At 63.4% G+C, this 16,876-nt stretch carries 18 protein-coding genes; 6 read left to right on the forward strand and 12 right to left on the reverse strand.

Translation table 11 applies throughout. From position 1 onward, the window contains the following. Positions 1-188: 188 nt before the first annotated feature. From C8264_RS16590 to C8264_RS16600, 3 genes are all read right to left on the reverse strand, one after another. On the reverse strand, positions 189-1,451 hold the full coding sequence (locus tag C8264_RS16590; RefSeq protein WP_108462104.1) for an Hsp70 family protein: 1,263 nt from the start codon (positions 1,449-1,451) through the stop codon (positions 189-191). A gap of 174 nt (positions 1,452-1,625) precedes the next feature. After that, positions 1,626-2,282, reverse strand: coding sequence for a diguanylate cyclase domain-containing protein (locus C8264_RS16595; protein ID WP_162783705.1), 657 nt, complete (start codon positions 2,280-2,282; stop codon positions 1,626-1,628). Positions 2,283-2,367: 85 nt separating this feature from the next. Then, positions 2,368-2,823 (reverse strand): YcgN family cysteine cluster protein, encoded by a 456-nt coding sequence (locus tag C8264_RS16600; protein WP_108462106.1) that lies wholly within the window; start codon positions 2,821-2,823, stop codon positions 2,368-2,370. 184 nt (positions 2,824-3,007) lie between these two features. Here C8264_RS16600 and C8264_RS16605 point away from each other — a divergent pair, with 184 nt between their 5' ends. From C8264_RS16605 to C8264_RS16615, 3 genes are all read left to right on the forward strand, one after another. After that, on the forward strand, positions 3,008-5,119 hold the full coding sequence (locus tag C8264_RS16605) for a transglycosylase domain-containing protein (protein ID WP_245893308.1): 2,112 nt from the start codon (positions 3,008-3,010) through the stop codon (positions 5,117-5,119). A gap of 146 nt (positions 5,120-5,265) precedes the next feature. Further along, positions 5,266-5,838 carry a DUF1214 domain-containing protein gene (locus C8264_RS16610; RefSeq protein WP_108462108.1) on the forward strand — a complete coding sequence of 191 codons (573 nt, stop codon included), beginning with the start codon at positions 5,266-5,268 and terminating at the stop codon, positions 5,836-5,838. Next, a complete protein-coding gene (locus C8264_RS16615; protein ID WP_108462109.1) occupies positions 5,835-6,380 on the forward strand; it encodes a DUF1254 domain-containing protein in 546 nt (181 codons plus the stop codon). Before C8264_RS16610 ends, C8264_RS16615 begins: the two co-directional genes overlap by 4 nt. 138 nt (positions 6,381-6,518) lie before the next feature. Here the strand turns inward: C8264_RS16615 and chrA are convergent, their stop codons facing one another. From chrA to C8264_RS22235, 3 genes are read right to left on the reverse strand one after another with little or no spacing between them, the layout of a single operon-like run. Continuing rightward, on the reverse strand, positions 6,519-7,721 hold the full coding sequence (chrA, locus tag C8264_RS16620; protein ID WP_108462110.1) for a chromate efflux transporter: 1,203 nt from the start codon (positions 7,719-7,721) through the stop codon (positions 6,519-6,521). Between the two features lie 16 nt (positions 7,722-7,737). Continuing rightward, positions 7,738-8,562, reverse strand: a complete 825-nt coding sequence (locus C8264_RS16625) for a hypothetical protein (protein ID WP_162783706.1) — start codon at positions 8,560-8,562, stop codon at positions 7,738-7,740. Continuing rightward, entirely contained in the window at positions 8,555-8,719 is a 165-nt protein-coding gene (locus C8264_RS22235; RefSeq protein ID WP_162783707.1) for a hypothetical protein, read from the reverse strand. Before C8264_RS22235 ends, C8264_RS16625 begins: the two co-directional genes overlap by 8 nt. A gap of 202 nt (positions 8,720-8,921) precedes the next feature. Here C8264_RS22235 and C8264_RS16630 point away from each other — a divergent pair, with 202 nt between their 5' ends. Further along, the gene (locus C8264_RS16630) at positions 8,922-10,064 is read left to right on the forward strand and encodes a DUF2336 domain-containing protein (protein ID WP_108462112.1); all 1,143 of its coding nucleotides are present in this window, start codon (positions 8,922-8,924) and stop codon (positions 10,062-10,064) included. A 307-nt stretch (positions 10,065-10,371) separates the two neighbouring features. Here the strand turns inward: C8264_RS16630 and C8264_RS16635 are convergent, their stop codons facing one another. The 3 genes from C8264_RS16635 to C8264_RS16645 are packed head-to-tail and all read right to left on the reverse strand — an operon-like array spanning position 10,372 to position 13,634. Next, a complete protein-coding gene (locus tag C8264_RS16635) occupies positions 10,372-10,707 on the reverse strand; it encodes a DUF1491 family protein (protein ID WP_108462113.1) in 336 nt (111 codons plus the stop codon). Continuing rightward, positions 10,708-11,871, reverse strand: coding sequence for a peptidoglycan-binding domain-containing protein (locus tag C8264_RS16640; protein ID WP_162783708.1), 1,164 nt, complete (start codon positions 11,869-11,871; stop codon positions 10,708-10,710). Continuing rightward, entirely contained in the window at positions 11,868-13,634 is a 1,767-nt protein-coding gene (locus tag C8264_RS16645) for a PAS domain-containing sensor histidine kinase (RefSeq protein WP_162783709.1), read from the reverse strand. The genes C8264_RS16640 and C8264_RS16645 overlap by 4 nt, the downstream gene beginning before the upstream one ends. 301 nt (positions 13,635-13,935) lie before the next feature. Here C8264_RS16645 and C8264_RS16650 point away from each other — a divergent pair, with 301 nt between their 5' ends. Together C8264_RS16650 and C8264_RS16655 are read left to right on the forward strand one after the other, a co-directional pair. Further along, positions 13,936-14,304 carry a hypothetical protein gene (locus C8264_RS16650; RefSeq protein ID WP_108462116.1) on the forward strand — a complete coding sequence of 123 codons (369 nt, stop codon included), beginning with the start codon at positions 13,936-13,938 and terminating at the stop codon, positions 14,302-14,304. A gap of 186 nt (positions 14,305-14,490) precedes the next feature. Beyond that, positions 14,491-14,916, forward strand: a complete 426-nt coding sequence (locus tag C8264_RS16655) for a SufE family protein (protein WP_108462117.1) — start codon at positions 14,491-14,493, stop codon at positions 14,914-14,916. 414 nt (positions 14,917-15,330) lie between these two features. Here the strand turns inward: C8264_RS16655 and C8264_RS16660 are convergent, their stop codons facing one another. The 3 genes from C8264_RS16660 to C8264_RS16670 all read right to left on the reverse strand — a co-directional run bounded on the left by C8264_RS16660 (position 15,331) and on the right by C8264_RS16670 (position 16,794). Beyond that, a complete protein-coding gene (locus C8264_RS16660) occupies positions 15,331-15,831 on the reverse strand; it encodes a DUF6456 domain-containing protein (RefSeq protein WP_108462118.1) in 501 nt (166 codons plus the stop codon). Beyond that, positions 15,818-16,171 (reverse strand): helix-turn-helix domain-containing protein, encoded by a 354-nt coding sequence (locus C8264_RS16665; protein ID WP_108462119.1) that lies wholly within the window; start codon positions 16,169-16,171, stop codon positions 15,818-15,820. The genes C8264_RS16660 and C8264_RS16665 overlap by 14 nt, the downstream gene beginning before the upstream one ends. A 200-nt stretch (positions 16,172-16,371) precedes the next feature. Then, on the reverse strand, positions 16,372-16,794 hold the full coding sequence (locus C8264_RS16670; protein WP_108462217.1) for a Ros/MucR family transcriptional regulator: 423 nt from the start codon (positions 16,792-16,794) through the stop codon (positions 16,372-16,374). Positions 16,795-16,876 lie beyond the last annotated feature (82 nt).

Raw genomic sequence — 16,876 nt, forward strand, 5'->3', positions numbered from 1 at the left:
AGCACCTGCAAACCATTGTCGCCCTCTACAACAACACCCCGCGAAAATGTCTCGACTTCCAAACCCCAAATGAGGTCTTCTCCAGTTTCTCTAACCGTGTTGCACTTCAAACGTGAGTCCACCTTCCGGCTTTCGCGGGAATGACGTTGTGGTTGTCACAACAAGTGGAGGTTCACCCCCATCACCCCTCACCCAAACTTCCGCCGCGCATCCATCGCCAGCCCCAGCCCCACGCTCCCCAGCACATCCGTGCGCACCAGATCCGCCTCCGGGAACAAGCCCTCCAGCCGCCGCGCAATCGCCGGCACCTGCGTCGAGCCACCCGTCAAAATCAAACTATCCACATCCCCACGCCCGACCCCTGCCCGCTTCAGCGTCTCGCCGATCGTGTCCTCGATCCGCACCACCGAGCCATGCAGCGCCCGCTCCAGGTCCTCCACCGTCATTTCGGTCGCGATCACCTCGTCACGCACCGGAAACCGGAACGCCGTACTGCCTGCATCCGACAGCGCAATCTTGGCCGCTTCCACCGCGCCCACCAGTTGATGCCCCAGCCGGTCCTCGATCAACTCGATCATCATTTCCACCCGCCCAGCCGCCTGTGCCTCGTTGCGCGTGCCACGCAGATCCCGCAGCGTCTGCGCGTTATAAAGCCGGTTGATGCGGTGCCAGGTGGACAGATCATAATACGGCGCCACCGGCAGATGCCGCTTGCCGTCTCGCGTCTTGGTGCCCAGCCCCAGCTCCGGCATCACCTTGGTCATGGACAACAACCGGTCGAAATCGGTGCCCCCGATATGCACGCCCGCCGTCGCCAGAATGTCCGCACTCCTGTCCGCCAGCCGCGACCGCTCCGGGGAAACCCGCACCACCGAAAAATCCGATGTACCACCACCCAGATCGACGATCAGCGCCAGCCGCTCGCCATTGACCTGCCGCTCGTAATCAAGCGCTGCCGCAATCGGCTCGAACTGGAAATCGATCTGGCTGAACCCCTGCGCCCGCACCGCGCTTTCCAGCTGGTCCTGCGCTGCCCGGTCCGCCACCGGATCGTCGTCGACGAAGTGCACCGGCCGCCCGCAGACCACATTGTCCACCGGCTCACCCAGTTGCGCTTCCGCCCGCCGCTTGAGCTCGCCAATGAAAATGCCCAGGATTTCGATGAAGCCATAGCTGCGCGCCTTGACCCGCGTCGTGTCCCCGATCAGCCCGGTTCCCAGCACGCTCTTGAGCGAGCGCATCAACCGCCCATCGGCGCCCGTTACATATTCGGCCACCGCCTTGCGGCCAAAATGGATGCTGTCATCCTCGAAGCCGAAAAACAGCACGCTGGGGATCGTCGGCCGCCCCTCCTCCAGCGGCAGCAGCCGCGGCTGTCCCTGCGCATCGACCCGCGCAAATGTTGAATTGGACGTGCCGAAATCAAGGCCGCAAGCGAGGGCGTTGGACATTTGCGATTTTCCAAAGACCTCATGGTGAGCCTGTCGAACCACGAGGTTGAGCGAGTGGAGGGCGCCACATGCCACAACCTCGTCCTGACAAGCACAGGATGAGGTCTACTGGAAAGCCGGACGAGGCACCGCGCGGGACGGCTCTAATAAGGGCTCACGCCCCGCCTTGCAACCTCAGGCCGCGCGCTTCTTGCGGCTTTGTTCCTGCGCCGGGCGCAGGTCGATGGAATGGAGCCGGCCCAGCCCCTTGCGCTGCGCCTTCTTGAGTGCCGCGGCTGCCGTTTCGAAGAATTTGCGATCGTACTGCCCATGTGGATTGGTCACCGCCAGCCCCATGCTGACCGTCACGATCCCGGCATGGCTTTCCTTGTGCGCCAGCGCCAGCCCGCGGATTGCCTCGGCAATATGTCCCGCGCTGGTCTTGGCCAGCAGCACCGGCAGGTCCGGCAGCGCCACCACGAACGTCGCCCGCCCCATGCGCAGGCAGACATCGCCATCGCGCGGCAAGGCATCGGCAATTGCCTGCATCACCGAGCGCACGCAATCATCGGTCGCGTCCTTGCCGTATGACGTGAAATAGTCGCCCATGCGGTCGATCTCGATCACCAGCAGGCTCATCGACACCTTCCGCGCCGCGGCCCGGGCCCAGCTTTCGCCCAGTTCCTCCTCGATCCGCGCACCCAGGCGCGGCTTGATCCCGATCTGGCGCGCAATCGCTGCCTGTCCGTAAGCCGGCTGGCGCTCCCGGCTCACCGGCCGCATCACGCCCAATGCCATCCGCACGCGGGCCCAGAAGTGATCGCTGTCGTTACCGTTTGCGAGATCTGTCATGTTGCGGACTTTCCTGGGCACACCGGCGCCTGCCGATCTGGACACAACATGGTTAACGCAAAGTAAAACGAACCGATACTTGGCCCTATAGTTGCTCGGGCGGCTCCCACTCCGGCCAGTCCACCGCGTGCTCTTCCCACTCATCGGGCTGCACGTCGGTTTCGAGGAACGTCCGCCCCTTCACCGAAACACCGACATCCACCACCGTCTGCGGATCGCCCGATACCAGCGGGTGCCACCACGCCAGTCCCTTGCCCTCAGCCAGCCGGCGATAGGCGCAGGTGGTCGGAATCCACTTGATCTCGCTTACGTTCTGCGGCGTCAGCTTGATGCAATCGGGCACCTTGGCCTGCCGCCCCGGATAATCGGTGCAGGCGCAGCTATCGCCATCGAGCAGCTTGCAGCGCACATCCGAGGTGATCAGGATGCCGCTGTCCTCATCCTCGAGCTTGATCAGGCAACAGCGCCCGCAGCCATCGCAGAGCGCTTCCCACTCCGCGTCGGTCATTTGGTCGAGCGTCTTTTCTTCCCAGAAGGCCATTGCTGCTCGTGGTTTGGGTAAGCTTGTTGCGGGTTTGCCCTTGCCGGGCGCCTGTTGCAATCATATTCCAGCGATTGGCTTGCCTTGAAGCTGGCAAGCAGCGCAAAACTGCGTGAGGCAGATCCGGGGAATTTGGGTGCAGGATCCTTTCTATACCAAAGAGAAGCGGAAGAAAACCTCAGGCATGCTCGCAGCAGATGCGTGGCTGGATTCCTCCCTCTATGAGTTCGGCCAATCCTTCAGCCGCGGCTGGACCAAGTGGCAGGACATCATGTCCATCTTCCATGTCGCTGGTATCAAACGCTTTTTCGTCGAGGTCCTGAGCGACGGCTTTTCCTTCCTCGCCATCGGTTGCGTCCTGATGGTCGCCCTGGCCCTGCCCGCCTTCGACGCCACCGCCTCCGGCGAATTCAACAAGGCCGAGAACTACTCCATTGTTTTCCTTGATCGTTTCGGCACCGAGATCGGCCGCCGCGGCATCCGCTCCGACGATTCCGTGCCGCTCAGCGACATGCCGGACTACCTGATCAAGGCAGCACTCGCCACCGAGGACCGCCGCTTCTACGAGCATTTCGGCATCGACGTCGTCGGCACGCTCCGCGCCCTCGTCACCAATGCTTCGGGCGACCGTGGCGTGCAGGGCGGCTCGTCCATCACCCAGCAATTGGCCAAGAACCTGTTCCTCTCCTCGGAACGCACCATCGAGCGCAAGATCATCGAGGCGTTCCTGGCGGTCTGGCTGGAGTGGCACTATTCCAAGGACGAAATCCTCAAGCTCTATTTTGACCGTGCCTATATGGGCGGCGGTAATTTCGGCGTCGTCGCCGCGGCCGATTATTATTTCGGCAAGCGCGTGCAGGATATTTCCCTTGCCGAAGCTGCCATGATGGCCGGGCTGTTCAAGGCCCCCAGCAACTACGCCCCTCATATCGATCTGGCCGCCGCTCGCGGCCGCGCCAATCTGGTGCTCTCGAACCTTGTCGCGGCAGGCTTCCTCACCGAGGGCCAGGTCACCGCTGCCCGCCGCAACCCGGCCTCCGCCATTTCCCGGGCCGAGGACCAGAACTCGCCCAATTACTTCATGGATTGGGCCTTCGGCGAGGCCAAGACGATCATCGAGTCCAGCCAGCACGCGTCCAACAATTTCGTGGTCCGCACCACCATCGACACCACCTTGCAGAAATATGCCGAGGAAGCCGTCGTTTCCACCGTGCGCGAAAACAGCGAGAAATACGACGTCGAGCAGGCGGCCATGGTCGTCACCGACACCCAGGGCGCCATTCGCGCCATGGTTGGGGGCATCGACTACGCCAAATCCCAGTTCAACCGCGCCATCGTCTCCACGCGCCAGCCTGGCTCCGCCTACAAGATTTTTGTCTACGCCGAAGCCTTCGAACAACTGGGCCTCACCCCGTCCGATCCTATCACCGATCGCCCGGTCTGCATCGGCGATTGGTGCCCGCAGAACTATGGCCGCAGCTACAAGGGCTCGGTTTCCCTTGCCAGCGCGTTTGCGCAATCGCTCAATACCGTGCCGGTGACCCTTTCCATCAAGACGGGCCGCGACACCATCGCCGAACTCAGCCACCGCATGGGCCTGACCGCCGACTACCCCGTCACCCGTTCGCTGGCGCTCGGCGTCGCCTCGGTTTCGGTGCTGGACATGACTTCCTCCTATGCCGTACTGGCCAATCGCGGTCTCAAGACCCCCGCCTATGGCATCACCCGCATGACCACGCTCACCGGTGAAACGATCTTCGAGGTCGATCCCGACGCCCCGCGCGAGCGGATCCTGAGCGAAACCACCGTCGCCAACATGAATTCGATGCTGCGCGGCGTCATCACCGGCGGCACCGGCCGTCGTGGCGACGTACCGGGTGTCCCGGCGGTGGGCAAATCGGGAACCACCTCCTCCTATCGCGACGCCTGGTTCTGCGGCTTCACCGGCAACTACGTGGCTGCCGTCTGGTTCGGCAATGACGATTACCACCCGACCAACGATCTGACCGGGGGCACCCTCCCTGCCATGGCCTGGCAGAAATTCATGGCCTACGCCCACACCAATACCGATATCCTGCCGGTGTTCGGCGTCGACTTCGTGCCCGAGCCCGCAATCATCGCCAATGCCGACCCCGATGCCCTTGCCGAAGAGATCGCTCAACGCCCGCCCAGCCTCACCCCCGAAGCCGCCCGCAAGCTGGTCGACCTCGCCGAACTCCTCAACCAGACCCTGGAAGCCGGCGGCACCACCACCGAAGCCCGCGCCACCGTCCCCGCCGCGACCAAGGGGCTTTAGCTCTTGCTACATCGTCGACCTCGCTGACGAGATCCTGCCAATCCGCCCTTCCGCCCACCCGCCCCCCTTGCTATAGCGATAGCGAGCCGCTCTCCATTCAGGTCAGCCCGTCCATGCCGAACACAGCATCATCGAGCCGCTGACCCGTGCGATTTGTTCTCTATCTGCTGCTGATGATTGCCGTGGCGCTCACCGTCGGGTTCGGGCTGAGCTATTACGCACTGACCGATGGGCGCCTGGTCGGCGTGGCCCGCGTTGGCCCCTGGACGGCGTGGCCCGACATCGGCTCCAGTGCGCCCAACCCCTATACCAGAGGCCATCTGGCGCGCGAGGCCGCGTTGCAACTGGGGCAATCCGAGGGCCTGCAATTCTCGGCCGTGACCGACAATCGCGGCGAGCCGCTGACACTTGATTGCAGCTACCGCATCGAAGGCAAGACGCCGCTTGCTACCTTCTGGACCCTTGTGGCCGTCGATCCGCAGGGCCGCAATCTGGCTGGCGACGGCCAGCCACTGGCGCTGCGCTCGTCCGATTTGGCCCGGGCCAATGATGGCTCCATCATCATCAATGTGGGCACGCGGCTACAGCCTCACAACTGGCTGGAACTGTCCGGCACCGGCCCCTTCACGCTTGAACTGACGCTCTATGATACAGCCGTCTTCTCCGGCTTCTCGAGCGACGAATCCATGCCCTCCATCATCCGGGGGGAATGCGCATGATCAGGCTCCTGCTCTGGCTGCTCGGTGGCGTAGTGCTGGGCGGCATCATCCACATCATCGTCATCCTCACGCTGCCCGGCCTTGCCGAAGAGGACCTGTGGACCCGCATCGAGGCACTCGGGGCCGACAACAGGACGCTGATCCTGCCGCCCGTCGAGGCCGGCGAGCCCAACCCGCTCGGCCTTGATCCAAAACTGATCTATGGGATCTGCGAGATCGACCTCGCCAAGGGGCCCGCCTATGTGAGCGGTCTTTTGCCCGACGCGTTTTGGTCGGTGGCGCTCTTTAACGAGGCCGGTGTCGTCACCTATTCCACCACCAATCGCGACGGCATCGGCCAGGTGCTCGAAATCGGCGTCTTCAACGCTGCCCAGACGCGCCTCTTGGCGCAGCAGCAACTCGACGTCGAGGAAGGCGTGCTCGTGGTCGAAGCCGCCTCCGACAAACTCGCCGTCCTGGTCCGCCTCTCCCCACCCCACGAAGCCATGCGCGCCCGCTTCGCCGAGGCCCTGTCCCGAACCGAGTGCGGCCGCCACCCCTAGCGGTTCAATCACGCCACGCCCTCGTCCTTCGACAAGCTCAGGATGAGGTCTACTAGTGCTCTAGAGCTTCGGGAAGTGGTGCTTTCACTCATCCCTCAACAGCCCTCATGGTGAGCCTGTCGAACCACAAGGGCGTGGCTACCCCACAGCCCCCATCACCCCACCAATCCCCGCCAGCAGCACCACCACGCTCCACGGCGGCGCCTTCCACATCACCAGCAACAAAAACCCACCCGCCGCCAGCGCGAAATCACTCGCCCCCAGCACCGCACTCGTCCAAACCGGATCATAAAGCGCCGCCGCCAATATCCCCACGACCGCCGCATTGGCGCCACGCATGGCTGCCTGCGCCTGCGGCCGGCGCCGCAGCCGATCCCAAAACGGCAGCGCGGCGATCAGCACCAGCAGACCCGGCAGGAAAATGGCCACCAGCGCCACCAGCCCACCTACAATGCCATTGGGCGGCGCACCGACCGCCCCCAAATAGGCCGCGAACGTAAACAGCGGCCCCGGCACCGCCTGCGTCGCTCCATAACCCGCCACGAACGCATCGGAGCTCAACCAGCCCGTCGCCACGACTTCGCTTTCCAGCAGCGGCAGCACCACATGACCGCCCCCGAACACCAGCGATCCCGCGCGATAAAAGGCGTCGAACAGCGCAATCCCATGATCGCCAATGGCACCCGCTAGTAGCGGCAGCGCGACCAGCAGGCCAACAAACAGCGCAAATGCCACCAGCCCGGCCTTGGCACTCACGGCAAAACCGAGCGTCGCATCGCCGCTGCGCTCACCCGTTCGGCACAACACCAACCCTGCCGCCGCGCCGAGCACAATCGCGCCAATCTGCCCCACGGCGCCCATCACTAGGGTCACCAGCACCAGCGCACACAATGCAATGCCCGCCCGCTGCCGGTCCGGCGTCAGGCTCCGCGCCATGCCCCAGACCGCCTGCGCCACCACGGCGACCGCGACGAGCTTGAGCCCATGCAGCACCCCTTGCGCAACCGGCCCCTGCAGCGCCGCGGCGCCCGCCGCAAACACGATCAGCAAAATGGCCGACGGCAAGGTAAAAGCCGCCCACGCCGCCAATGCGCCAAGCGGCCCAGCCCGCCTCAGCCCCAGCGCAAACCCGACCTGGCTCGAAGCCGGTCCGGGCAGGAACTGGCACAGCGCCACCAGATCGCCATAGGCGCTCTCGTCGAGCCATTTCCGGCGCACCACCAGTTCGTCACGGAAATACCCCAGATGCGCGATCGGGCCACCGAACGAGGTCAGCCCCAGCTTGAGGAACGCCAGAAGCACCTCACCCGGCGATCCCTTTCGGGCGGAATCCTCATCCAAGTCGCATCACCCCAGGCTATTTCTGCAGCACAATCTCCGTGTCGCCGCTATGCTGGTAGCGTGACGGTATGATGACACGCCCCGACCCCGCCCGGGCGCCTCCATGCAAGCAGAAGTCACCGCGATTGGCGCGCACGACGAATTCCGAAAGCCGCCTGAGGCTATCGTCGACCGCGAGGGATTGCTCGTGCGGCGTTTCCACCAGCAGATTGTCCAGCGCGAAATCATAGCTATCGAACCGATAGTTCAGCGCCCGCACGAACCACGAAATCGAGGCACTATTCTCCGACCTGCGCGCGGCAACCTCCCCGCCCATGTCCGGCGGAATGCCCTGCCGCAAGCCGGCCAGCGCCACCGCCCGCTGCCGATCGATCTCGATCACCGCGCAGATCGCGGCAAACGTCGTGGGCAGCGTGTCGATGTCGGACTGCACATGCGCCCCTACCGTCGAATATCGCGTGCGCGAGGATTGGTACTGCGTGCTCTTGAGCCAGTTATAATAGCGCTCGATGGTGAATTCGGTGTCGCGCGCCGCCACGATCCTTGTGCGCTGCAGTTCCACCGAAGCATCGAACATCCAGTCCTTGGCATGGCGCGCCACAAGAAAGCGCCAGATGCGATTGTGCATCTCCTCTTCCTGGTCGGTCCGGTTGAAGGTGGAAACCGCTTCATCGCGCTTACCTGCGAGGTAATTGCCAACCGCCGGCATCGCGACATCATGGGTAAAGCTTGGTTCGGCGCGGCCGAAATCGCCGACCGGTCGTGCGACGCAGCCGACAGCCAACGCTGCCAGGGCGGTGATCGAAATCAGCCGCAGCAATGGGCGAATAGGTTCAGCCACGCTTCCGCTTCGGACGCGATGGGTCGATGCTGGTAGTCGGCTGCACGCCGCGCTCATAACGCACCCCGGTAAACATCAGGATCTGGGCGCTGCCGCCGGCTTGCGGTCGTGCAGGTGCCGGTTTTCGCCGGCTGTCGAATTTGACGAGCTTTCCCAAGCTGGCCTCCTTGCTGCGCTCTCCGGTCCCATCGGAGGCCAGCGTCTGGTGTTGCGAAGTCGATACAATTTTTCGGCACGACGCCCCTCGTGCTCTTGCCTGCATTAAGAACTTGTCAAGGTTAACAGTCTGCTAACGAATTGCCGGCAAGAGTGGGCAGGCATCAAATGTGATGCGATTTGCGAACTGACGGTCCCCAGCCATGCTTGGTTTCCAGCCCTATGAGACGTTTCAACTGCTGATCGAGACGGGCGGCGTTGATCGCACCAACACGTTGCTGATCGCCGCCTGCGATGCGTATACGCGGCGCGGCAGGCCGACCGCTCCCGAAATGGAACAGTTCGAAACTCTCGCCGGCCGCCTCTTCCCCATCGCCGGCCCCCAGGCCCGCGCCAAGGGCGCCGCCATCCTGGGCCGCGCCGCAATGCTCTCCCCGGCGCTGGAGCGATTGGTGGTCGACAATATCGGGGAGGACCTCAACACCTTCCTCGAGGCCGCTGCCGAGCTGTCCGAAGCTACCATGTTTGAGATCATCGGCCGCTACGATATCCCTGCAGCCTCCATCATCGCTGCCCGTGCCGATCTGACCAATGTGGTGCTGGCCAAGCTCTTCCAGATGAATTCGCGCAAGGTCTACCGAGCCCTGGCCTCCAACACCCATATCGTGCCGCGCGGCGCCTATCTCAGCGCCCTCGCCCGCTCCGCGCAGATGGACCACATGGTAGCCGAAGCGCTAGCCAAGCGCAGCGACTTCGATGCGGCGCTCCTTGCTCCCGCCTTCTTCGACCTCTCCGACGAAGACCGCGTCAAGGTTATCCAGGCCTTCGCTCAACGCGAAACCCCAGACGCTCCCATCAAGAAGACCATCGAGCAACTCACCGTCGCCAATGCCGAACTCACCAAGGCACTGATGAAACTCTTTTCCGAAAACCGCCGCCCGGAAGTCACGCGCCTCCTCAGTCAGATCACGGGCCTTGATGAAGTACGCTGCGGCCAGATCGCCCATGACGTGACCGGCGCCTCCCTATTCGTGATCCTGCGCGCCTTTGGCTGCTCGGCCTATGATGGGCTCAAGGTACTGATCCACGCCACCAGCCACGACACCGACCGCTCCCGCGCGCTCGCCGATTTCGCCACGCTGTTTGGCAACGTATCCGCTGACTCGATGGCCTTCCTGATGAGTGCCTGGCGCGGCGAGGTCAACCTGCTCGAACTCGCCAAGCCAGAATACAAGCCCTTCACCGAAACCAGCCGCCGCACCCCACAGCTATCCCCCGCATCCAACCCGATCGTCGACCAAGCCATCGAAGCCCTCGCCCGCATCGGCATCAAACGCGCAAGCTAACCCTTTGCTTCTCCTCCCCCTCGACGGCGGAGGCCGGGAGGGGGTGTTGGGAGCCATGATATCGCGGCCAAACCTCCCTACGCTCGATCCCTCCCTTTGGCACAAGGCAGTCTAGAACGCCGTGTTGCCCTCGGGCTTGACCCGAGGGCCATTCCGAGAGCCCTTGCCGGAGCAGTTATGCCTGCGGAACGTGGCCCTCGGGTCAAGCGCGAGGGAAGCACGGTGGGCGCGAATAAATCTGATCCATACGGCCTAAGTGCACAGTGCCCCTAGCGGGGAGGGTGTCGACTGAACCAATTCAGCTGGCTCAGCCCACCACCTCGATCCCCGGATCATCCCCCCGAAAATCCACGCTCAGCACCCAAAGATCCGGATCGAACTCCACTTCCCGCGCAATCCGTTCACGCACCTTCCCCGGCTCCACCCGCGAAAACCGTCGCTGAAACACCAGGCTCGCGCTATCGGGCCGCCCCGCCATCGGCGCCGGCGTGAACAGCGACACCGTGCCATCGAGGTGGTCCACCTCGATAAACACTTGTCCCGCTATCGGATCGCCCCGCCGCGCCACCACGCACATATTGCCCAGATCGTTGTGGCGCCGCACAAAAGCTGCACACCACAGATCGCTGCGGAGCAGGCTCACCTAAACCGAGGCGCCGGCGTCGCGCAGCAGGCCGACCAGGTCCGGGTTGATCTGCCCGGTCACCTTGTAGCTGTGGAAATTCTCGAATTCGCGGATTGCCTTCGCCGTGGCATCGCCGGGGTGCCCGTCGATCGAGCCATGATAGAAGCCCAGGCTCGCGAGGCCACGCTGGATTTGGCTGACCAGCTGCAGATTATTGGCCGGCGCCACGCTTGATGTAGCCGCCATGCTCTGGTCCGCCACTGGCTCTTGTACCGCTACGGGAGCCGGAGCGCCCATCGGCTCAAGCGACGCGACCTGCACTGGAGGCGGCATGGGCTGAGCGCTGCTCGCCAGCATCGGCACGGGCGGCAATGGCGCGGCGTCCTGGGCCTGCGACGGTGCGCGGGTGCCACCCACGGCGGCAACGATCGAATCAATGGTTTCAGCTGCTGCGGTGCCAACGGTGTCGACCGCCCGATCCACCGGGGTCAGTTGAGGAAGCTGCGCCACGACACGGTCCTGCTGCGGCGGCGCCTGAACAACGGCCTGCTGCACCACCGGCTGCGGCTGGACCACCGGCGCCGTAATCACCGGCGCCTGCGCCATGGGCACGCGGCCGGCCGCATCGGAACGCAGGATCGCCTCGACGATGGCCGGCGTCAACGCCCCACTCGGGGTCATGCCGTTGCGCTCCTCGAAGGCCCGGATGGCGCGCGCGGTCATGGGGCCGTAAAACCCGTCGACATCGCCCTCGAACAGCCCGAGCTCGAACAGCTTTTTCTGCACGTTGAAGGCTTCGCGATTGCCAACGGGCCGGTCGGGCACCGCCTGTACCACCTGGGGGGCCGGTGCAACCACGCTGCCGGTCGTCTGGTTCTCGATCGGCGCGAGCACGTCCATGCGCTCCGGCGCCGCAAGCGGCACTGGCGCCTCCACCGGCGCGGCAACTGGCGTTGGCACGTCCTGCGGCAGGCTGAAGAACGGCGCCGGGTGGCGGTGGGTCTGGAAATACAGCGCGTTGCTGCCGGCAAGCGCCGTCATGGTCACCATGGCCATCAGGCCGGTCGAGGCGAGCGGCGCGCGCATGTAGCGCGCGAAAGCCCAGGCGCCGGCACGCCCCAGCGTGGACACGACAGCGCTGCCTGCCACCAGGGACAGGTTCGAAAGAGTTGAGGCCGTCATTGCGCTTTTCTTTTTTCGTCTTGCCATGAGGATGTTGGTGCGGCGGCGGGTTCTTTGCGGATTGGCGTTACGGTTGCAGTGTCGTCGGACTTTATTGCCGGACCGTTTATGGGCAACAAAACAGTCACGGTTGTCCCCGCTCCAATTTCCGACATCGCCCGCAAAGCGCCTTTATGCAGTTCCACCAGCCCCTTGACGATGGAGAGGCCGAGCCCGGTCCCTTCATAGGTGCGGGTCAATCCGGCGTGTTCCTGGAAGAATGCCTCCCCGATCCGGTCCAGTGATTCGGGCGCCATGCCGATGCCCTGGTCGCTCACCGACAGATTGAGGCTCGTGCCCTGGCGCTTCAGCGTCACGGTCACCGCGCCGCCCGGATTGCTGAACTTGATGGCGTTCGACAACAGGTTCAGCAGGATCTGCCGGCACGCCCGCTCGTCCGCCACCAGCATGGGCAGGTTCTTGCCGATATCGGCGACAAGCCGCACGTCGCGGGCCTGCGCCATCGCATCCACCATGGCAAAGCATGGCTCGATGATGTCCTGGGCGGCAAAGGCCTCGGCCTGCAGCTCGAACTTGCCGGCTTCCAGCCGCGACATGTCCAGCAGCATCCGCACCACTTCGAGCAAATGCTTGCCGCTCTGGTGGATCAGTCCCGCATATTCGCGGTGCGTCGGCGAAAGCTCGCCTCCGATACCGGTGGCCATCATTTCCGAGAAGCCGACGACAGCGTTGAGCGGCGTGCGCAGCTCATGCCCAATGGTCGCGAGGAACCGCGATTTCGCTTCGGAGGCTTCCTCCGCCGCGCGGCGCGCTTCGGCCATTGCCGCTTCGCCGTCCTTGCGGTCGGTGATGTCGCGCAGCAGCGCCACGACTTCATGCTCGCCGCCGCTTTCGTCCTCGATCACGGGAGACAGGCTGACTTCGACCCAGATGAAGCGCGGCACGTTTCTGGTGGCCCGCGCATCGTCCTGCCGCATCCGCACCTCGAAAACGCGCGCCATGCCGGATTTATTGGCGTCGGCAAATGCGGTCAAAAACTTCGGCCGATCGGCGACATGCAGGCGCTCCATCAGGCCGCTACCAGTCAGCTGATACCGGCGGCAGCCGAACAGCGTCTCGGAGGACTGCGAGGCCATCAGCACTTCACCCTCACTCGAAAAACGCAAAACGGCGTCCTGCACATGTTCGATCAGGTGCCGATAAGCGTTGATCTGCGCCTTGTCGTAAACCTCGTAGGCCGCGCTGATTCGGTTGGCCGTGTGCAGCACCACGGCGACGCTGATGAGGAACGCCAGTGCGCCAGTGCCGGTGAGAAGGCCCGGATCCATCCTCGCAATAGGAAGCAGGGAGCCGATAGCACCCACCGTGCCAATGAAAGCCAGCAATATCCAGCTCTGGCGGCGCAGGCTGGCCCGCCCCAGCAGCGATGCCAGGATAGTGGCCATAAGCGCGACGGCAAGGCCCGCGTCCGCCACCCGCGCATCGGCGAGCGTCAGCAACAGTCCCGCCGCAAGCATGGCATAAACCTGCCCTGAAGCGGCTTCTTCGAACATGCCGCGCTGATGCAGGGCGAGGGTCACCATGCCTCCGCCAAGACCGAGCGCAGCGATAAGGATCGGCAGCGGATATCCGCCCACCAGCCAGAACACCGCCAGCGGCATGCTCAGCGCGGTCAGGAGGAGTGCGAGGCGTGCATTATTGGCGAGCGTCTTGCGGCGCAGCATTTCCGGGCGATGCCCGGTGCCGGCTCCGCCAAAGGACATCTCTTTGCTCGCGCCGAAAGAGAACAGGCTACGCATACGCATTACTCACTATAACGACGCCAGCAGTGATGGTGCCTGGGGCACCGCAGGTATCGGCTTCGAAGGCCAATACCCGCCCGAATGGTGTTCGAGTCTTGTTGACTACAACCTGCCGCCCAACCGCTAAGGCCAGCTTAAATCCCCACGCCCAAACGGCTTTTGATTGCACCGCACGACGGCTTTCTAGGGTTAGCGTAAACAAGGTGTTGCTCCGGCTAAGTCCCGCCGCAGCATTTGATTCAAATTTTATCGAAATGCCCCAATGCCGATTAAGCCGGGCTGGGTAGTTTCAGGCAGCAGGCCAAACAGCCCTGCCGAAATTGCCCAGGTAAGCATCATGTTCGTCGTTGTTCGCTCCGTATTCTGGCTCACGCTCGCCTATCTCGTGATCAAGCCCGGCGTCGACATGCCCGATGGCGGCGCCATTGCGGCCCAGGCCGTGGCGGCGGGCAAACAGGTCGTGGCCGAGCAGGTCAACGCCATTGAATGCAACAGCTTCGAATGCATTGGCGGCAAGGCCGTCGCCGCCGCCGTATTGCAGCCCACGCCTGCCTCCGCCGGCGCGACTGCTGATGCGCCGGTCAGCAGCACGGCCCCCTATCCCCGGCCCCGCCCCAATCGCGCAGGATAACAACGCCGTCCGGCGTTTACCGAAAACCAGCTGGCGCGCCACCTCCCCAGGTGGCGAACTCCATCGCCCGCTGGCCTTGCCCCAGGCATGCAGCCTCGTGCCTGGGGCCTTTTGTTCCGGCCGCGCAGCGGCGAGACTGTTCGTCTTTGCCTTGCAGCAAGCTGCGGCCCGCCCTAGATAGCAGTCATGACCGAGCCAGCAGCCTTCCAGGACATTGCCGAGAACCTTTCCTTTCTTGAGAATTGGGAAGACCGGCTGAATTATGTGATCGAGCTTGGCCAGGCGCTGCCGGACATGCCCGATGCCGACAAGACCCCTGAAAACAAGGTCAAGGGCTGCGTATCCAATGTCTGGCTGGTCTCGAGCGTCGACCGCTCCAGCGGTTCTGCCGCCATGAGCTTCAGGGGCCAGTCCGACGCCATCATCACCAAGGGGCTGGTGGCGATACTCATCGCCCTCTACTCGGGCCGTCCAGCCGCCGAGATCGCGGCAACCGACGCCATCGCCTGGTTCAAGAAGATCGGCCTCAGCGAACATTTGGGCATGCAGCGCTCCAACGGCCTCGTCGCCATGGTCAACCGCATCCGCGCCGAAGGTCAGGCTTTGAGCTAGGCCAGCTCGCACCAACTACGATATTCCCAGTAGACCTCATCCTGACCCTGTCGAAGAACGAGGTCGCGGCACACCAGCCTCCACCCGCGCGACTCCAGGCCAAGCGGCACTGTTCCCTTTGGCCGCATGCATCAGATTTATCCCCGCCCACCGGTGTTCCCTCGGGCTCGACCCGAGGGCCACGTCCCGCAGGCACAACCGCTTCGAAGGCAGATTTTGAGCTAAAGCAGGTGCGTCTGGCGGACAGGTGAAGGGCCCAAGACCTCATGGTGAGCCTGTCGAACCACGAGGTTGAGCGAGTGGAGGTTTGAGTGCCACGACCTCGTCCTTCGACATCCTGAGCTTGTCGAAGGGTCAGGATGAGGTCTACTGAGTGAATCGTACTTTGCGGTATGCTTTAGGTCACCCGCACCCTCACACCGCTTCCGCCTCACCAATCAGCGGCAAACGTTCCTCGATCCACCCCCGCGCGCCTCCACCCGCGGCCCCCGCAACATGCGGCGACAGCCCGAACTGGTGCGCCAGCAAATCAAGCGCCACCCGCAACACCAGCTTGGCGCTGCGCCGTGGCCATTGATGCTCGGTCTCAACTGTCTGAAGACCCTTGCCCATCCCGCACACATCAAACAACACGTTCCAGCAATCGGCGGGCAGTGTCTTGGCCAGCAGATTGAGCTTCTGGCGCGCTTCCGCCGCAGTGTCGCTCATCTCCTCCACGCTGTTTCCGCGCCCCTTGCCGCTCCCGCCCAGCCGCGCGGCATCATACGACATCGTCAGTCGCGGGCTTAGCCGTGCCCGGGCGATCATCCGCTCCAGCCGGTCGGCCGCAGCGAGGTGATGCAGACCCAGAAACGCGTCCTCCCCGCCCCTGCTGCCGGCCAGCCGCAGCAGCGGGCCATCCTCAGGCCGCGACATTCTGCGTCTCCTGGCCCGCCGTTTCGAGCCAGCCTTCGAGCCGGCAAACTTCCGCGTCGAAAGCCGGATCGTCGCGCATGTCTTCGATGTGTGCGCAGGCGTATGAGACTGTTGTCCTATCACGGCCGAACTCTTCGCCGATCTCGGCGAGGATTCGCCCGAGCACCACATAGGACAGGTACATCGCTAGATGGCGCGCCTGCACCGCTTGGGTCCGGCACCGCGACCTATGTGTAAGTAGCCTGCGTGGCACGTTTTTCTCTTGTGCCACCAGTGAAATCACGTCCGCGATCACTCGGTTAGGGTAGAGTGAAGCGCCAGGTTTTGCCGAGTCGACCATCGTAGTACCTCATCAGGATACAGGAATTTATTCCTATATCCTGCAACAAGGCAAGGCCGAGGGGGATAAGTTGGATAAGTCGTTACGCACAAATTCAAACGGCCGCTCCAGAAGGGCGGCCGGTTGAAGTTTGTTTATCGCCGGGGTCCGCCTGATCCGTTCTGGTCAGCTGGACGCGACGTCTCGTGGCGTGCGGGGACTTAGGCGGCCTTGCGGCCCAGTCCGTTATCCTTGGCGAGCTTGGAACGCGTCGCCGAGTAGCTGGGGGCAACCATGGGGTAATCAGCAGGCAGGCCCCACTTCTCGCGGTATTCTTCCGGCGAGAGGTTATAGTGTGTGCGCAGATGACGCTTGAGCGACTTGAACTTCTTGCCGTCTTCAAGACAGATGATGTAGTCCGCAGCAACAGATTTGCGGATCGGCACGGCTGGCTTGAGTTCTTCAACAGCCACAGGGGCTTCGTTGGAAGATAGCGACCGCAAAGCGCCATGCACTTCGGCGATCAATTTGGGCAGATCAGACGGGCTTAGAGCGTTGTGGCTCACATAGGCCGCGACAATTTCAGTGCTGAGCTCGATCAACTCTTGCTCGTGACCGGTCGCCGCGCCGGCGGTCTCATTCATCATTAAACCTTTCATTATTATTGGGCCGCAACGGGGCAGTCGCGACCATTTCCCATATCTAGGGCCGTTTATTGCTCCGAGC

Origin of the sequence: Devosia naphthalenivorans (assembly GCF_003056355.1) — a bacterium.
Classification (GTDB): Bacteria; Pseudomonadota; Alphaproteobacteria; order Rhizobiales; family Devosiaceae; genus Devosia; species Devosia naphthalenivorans.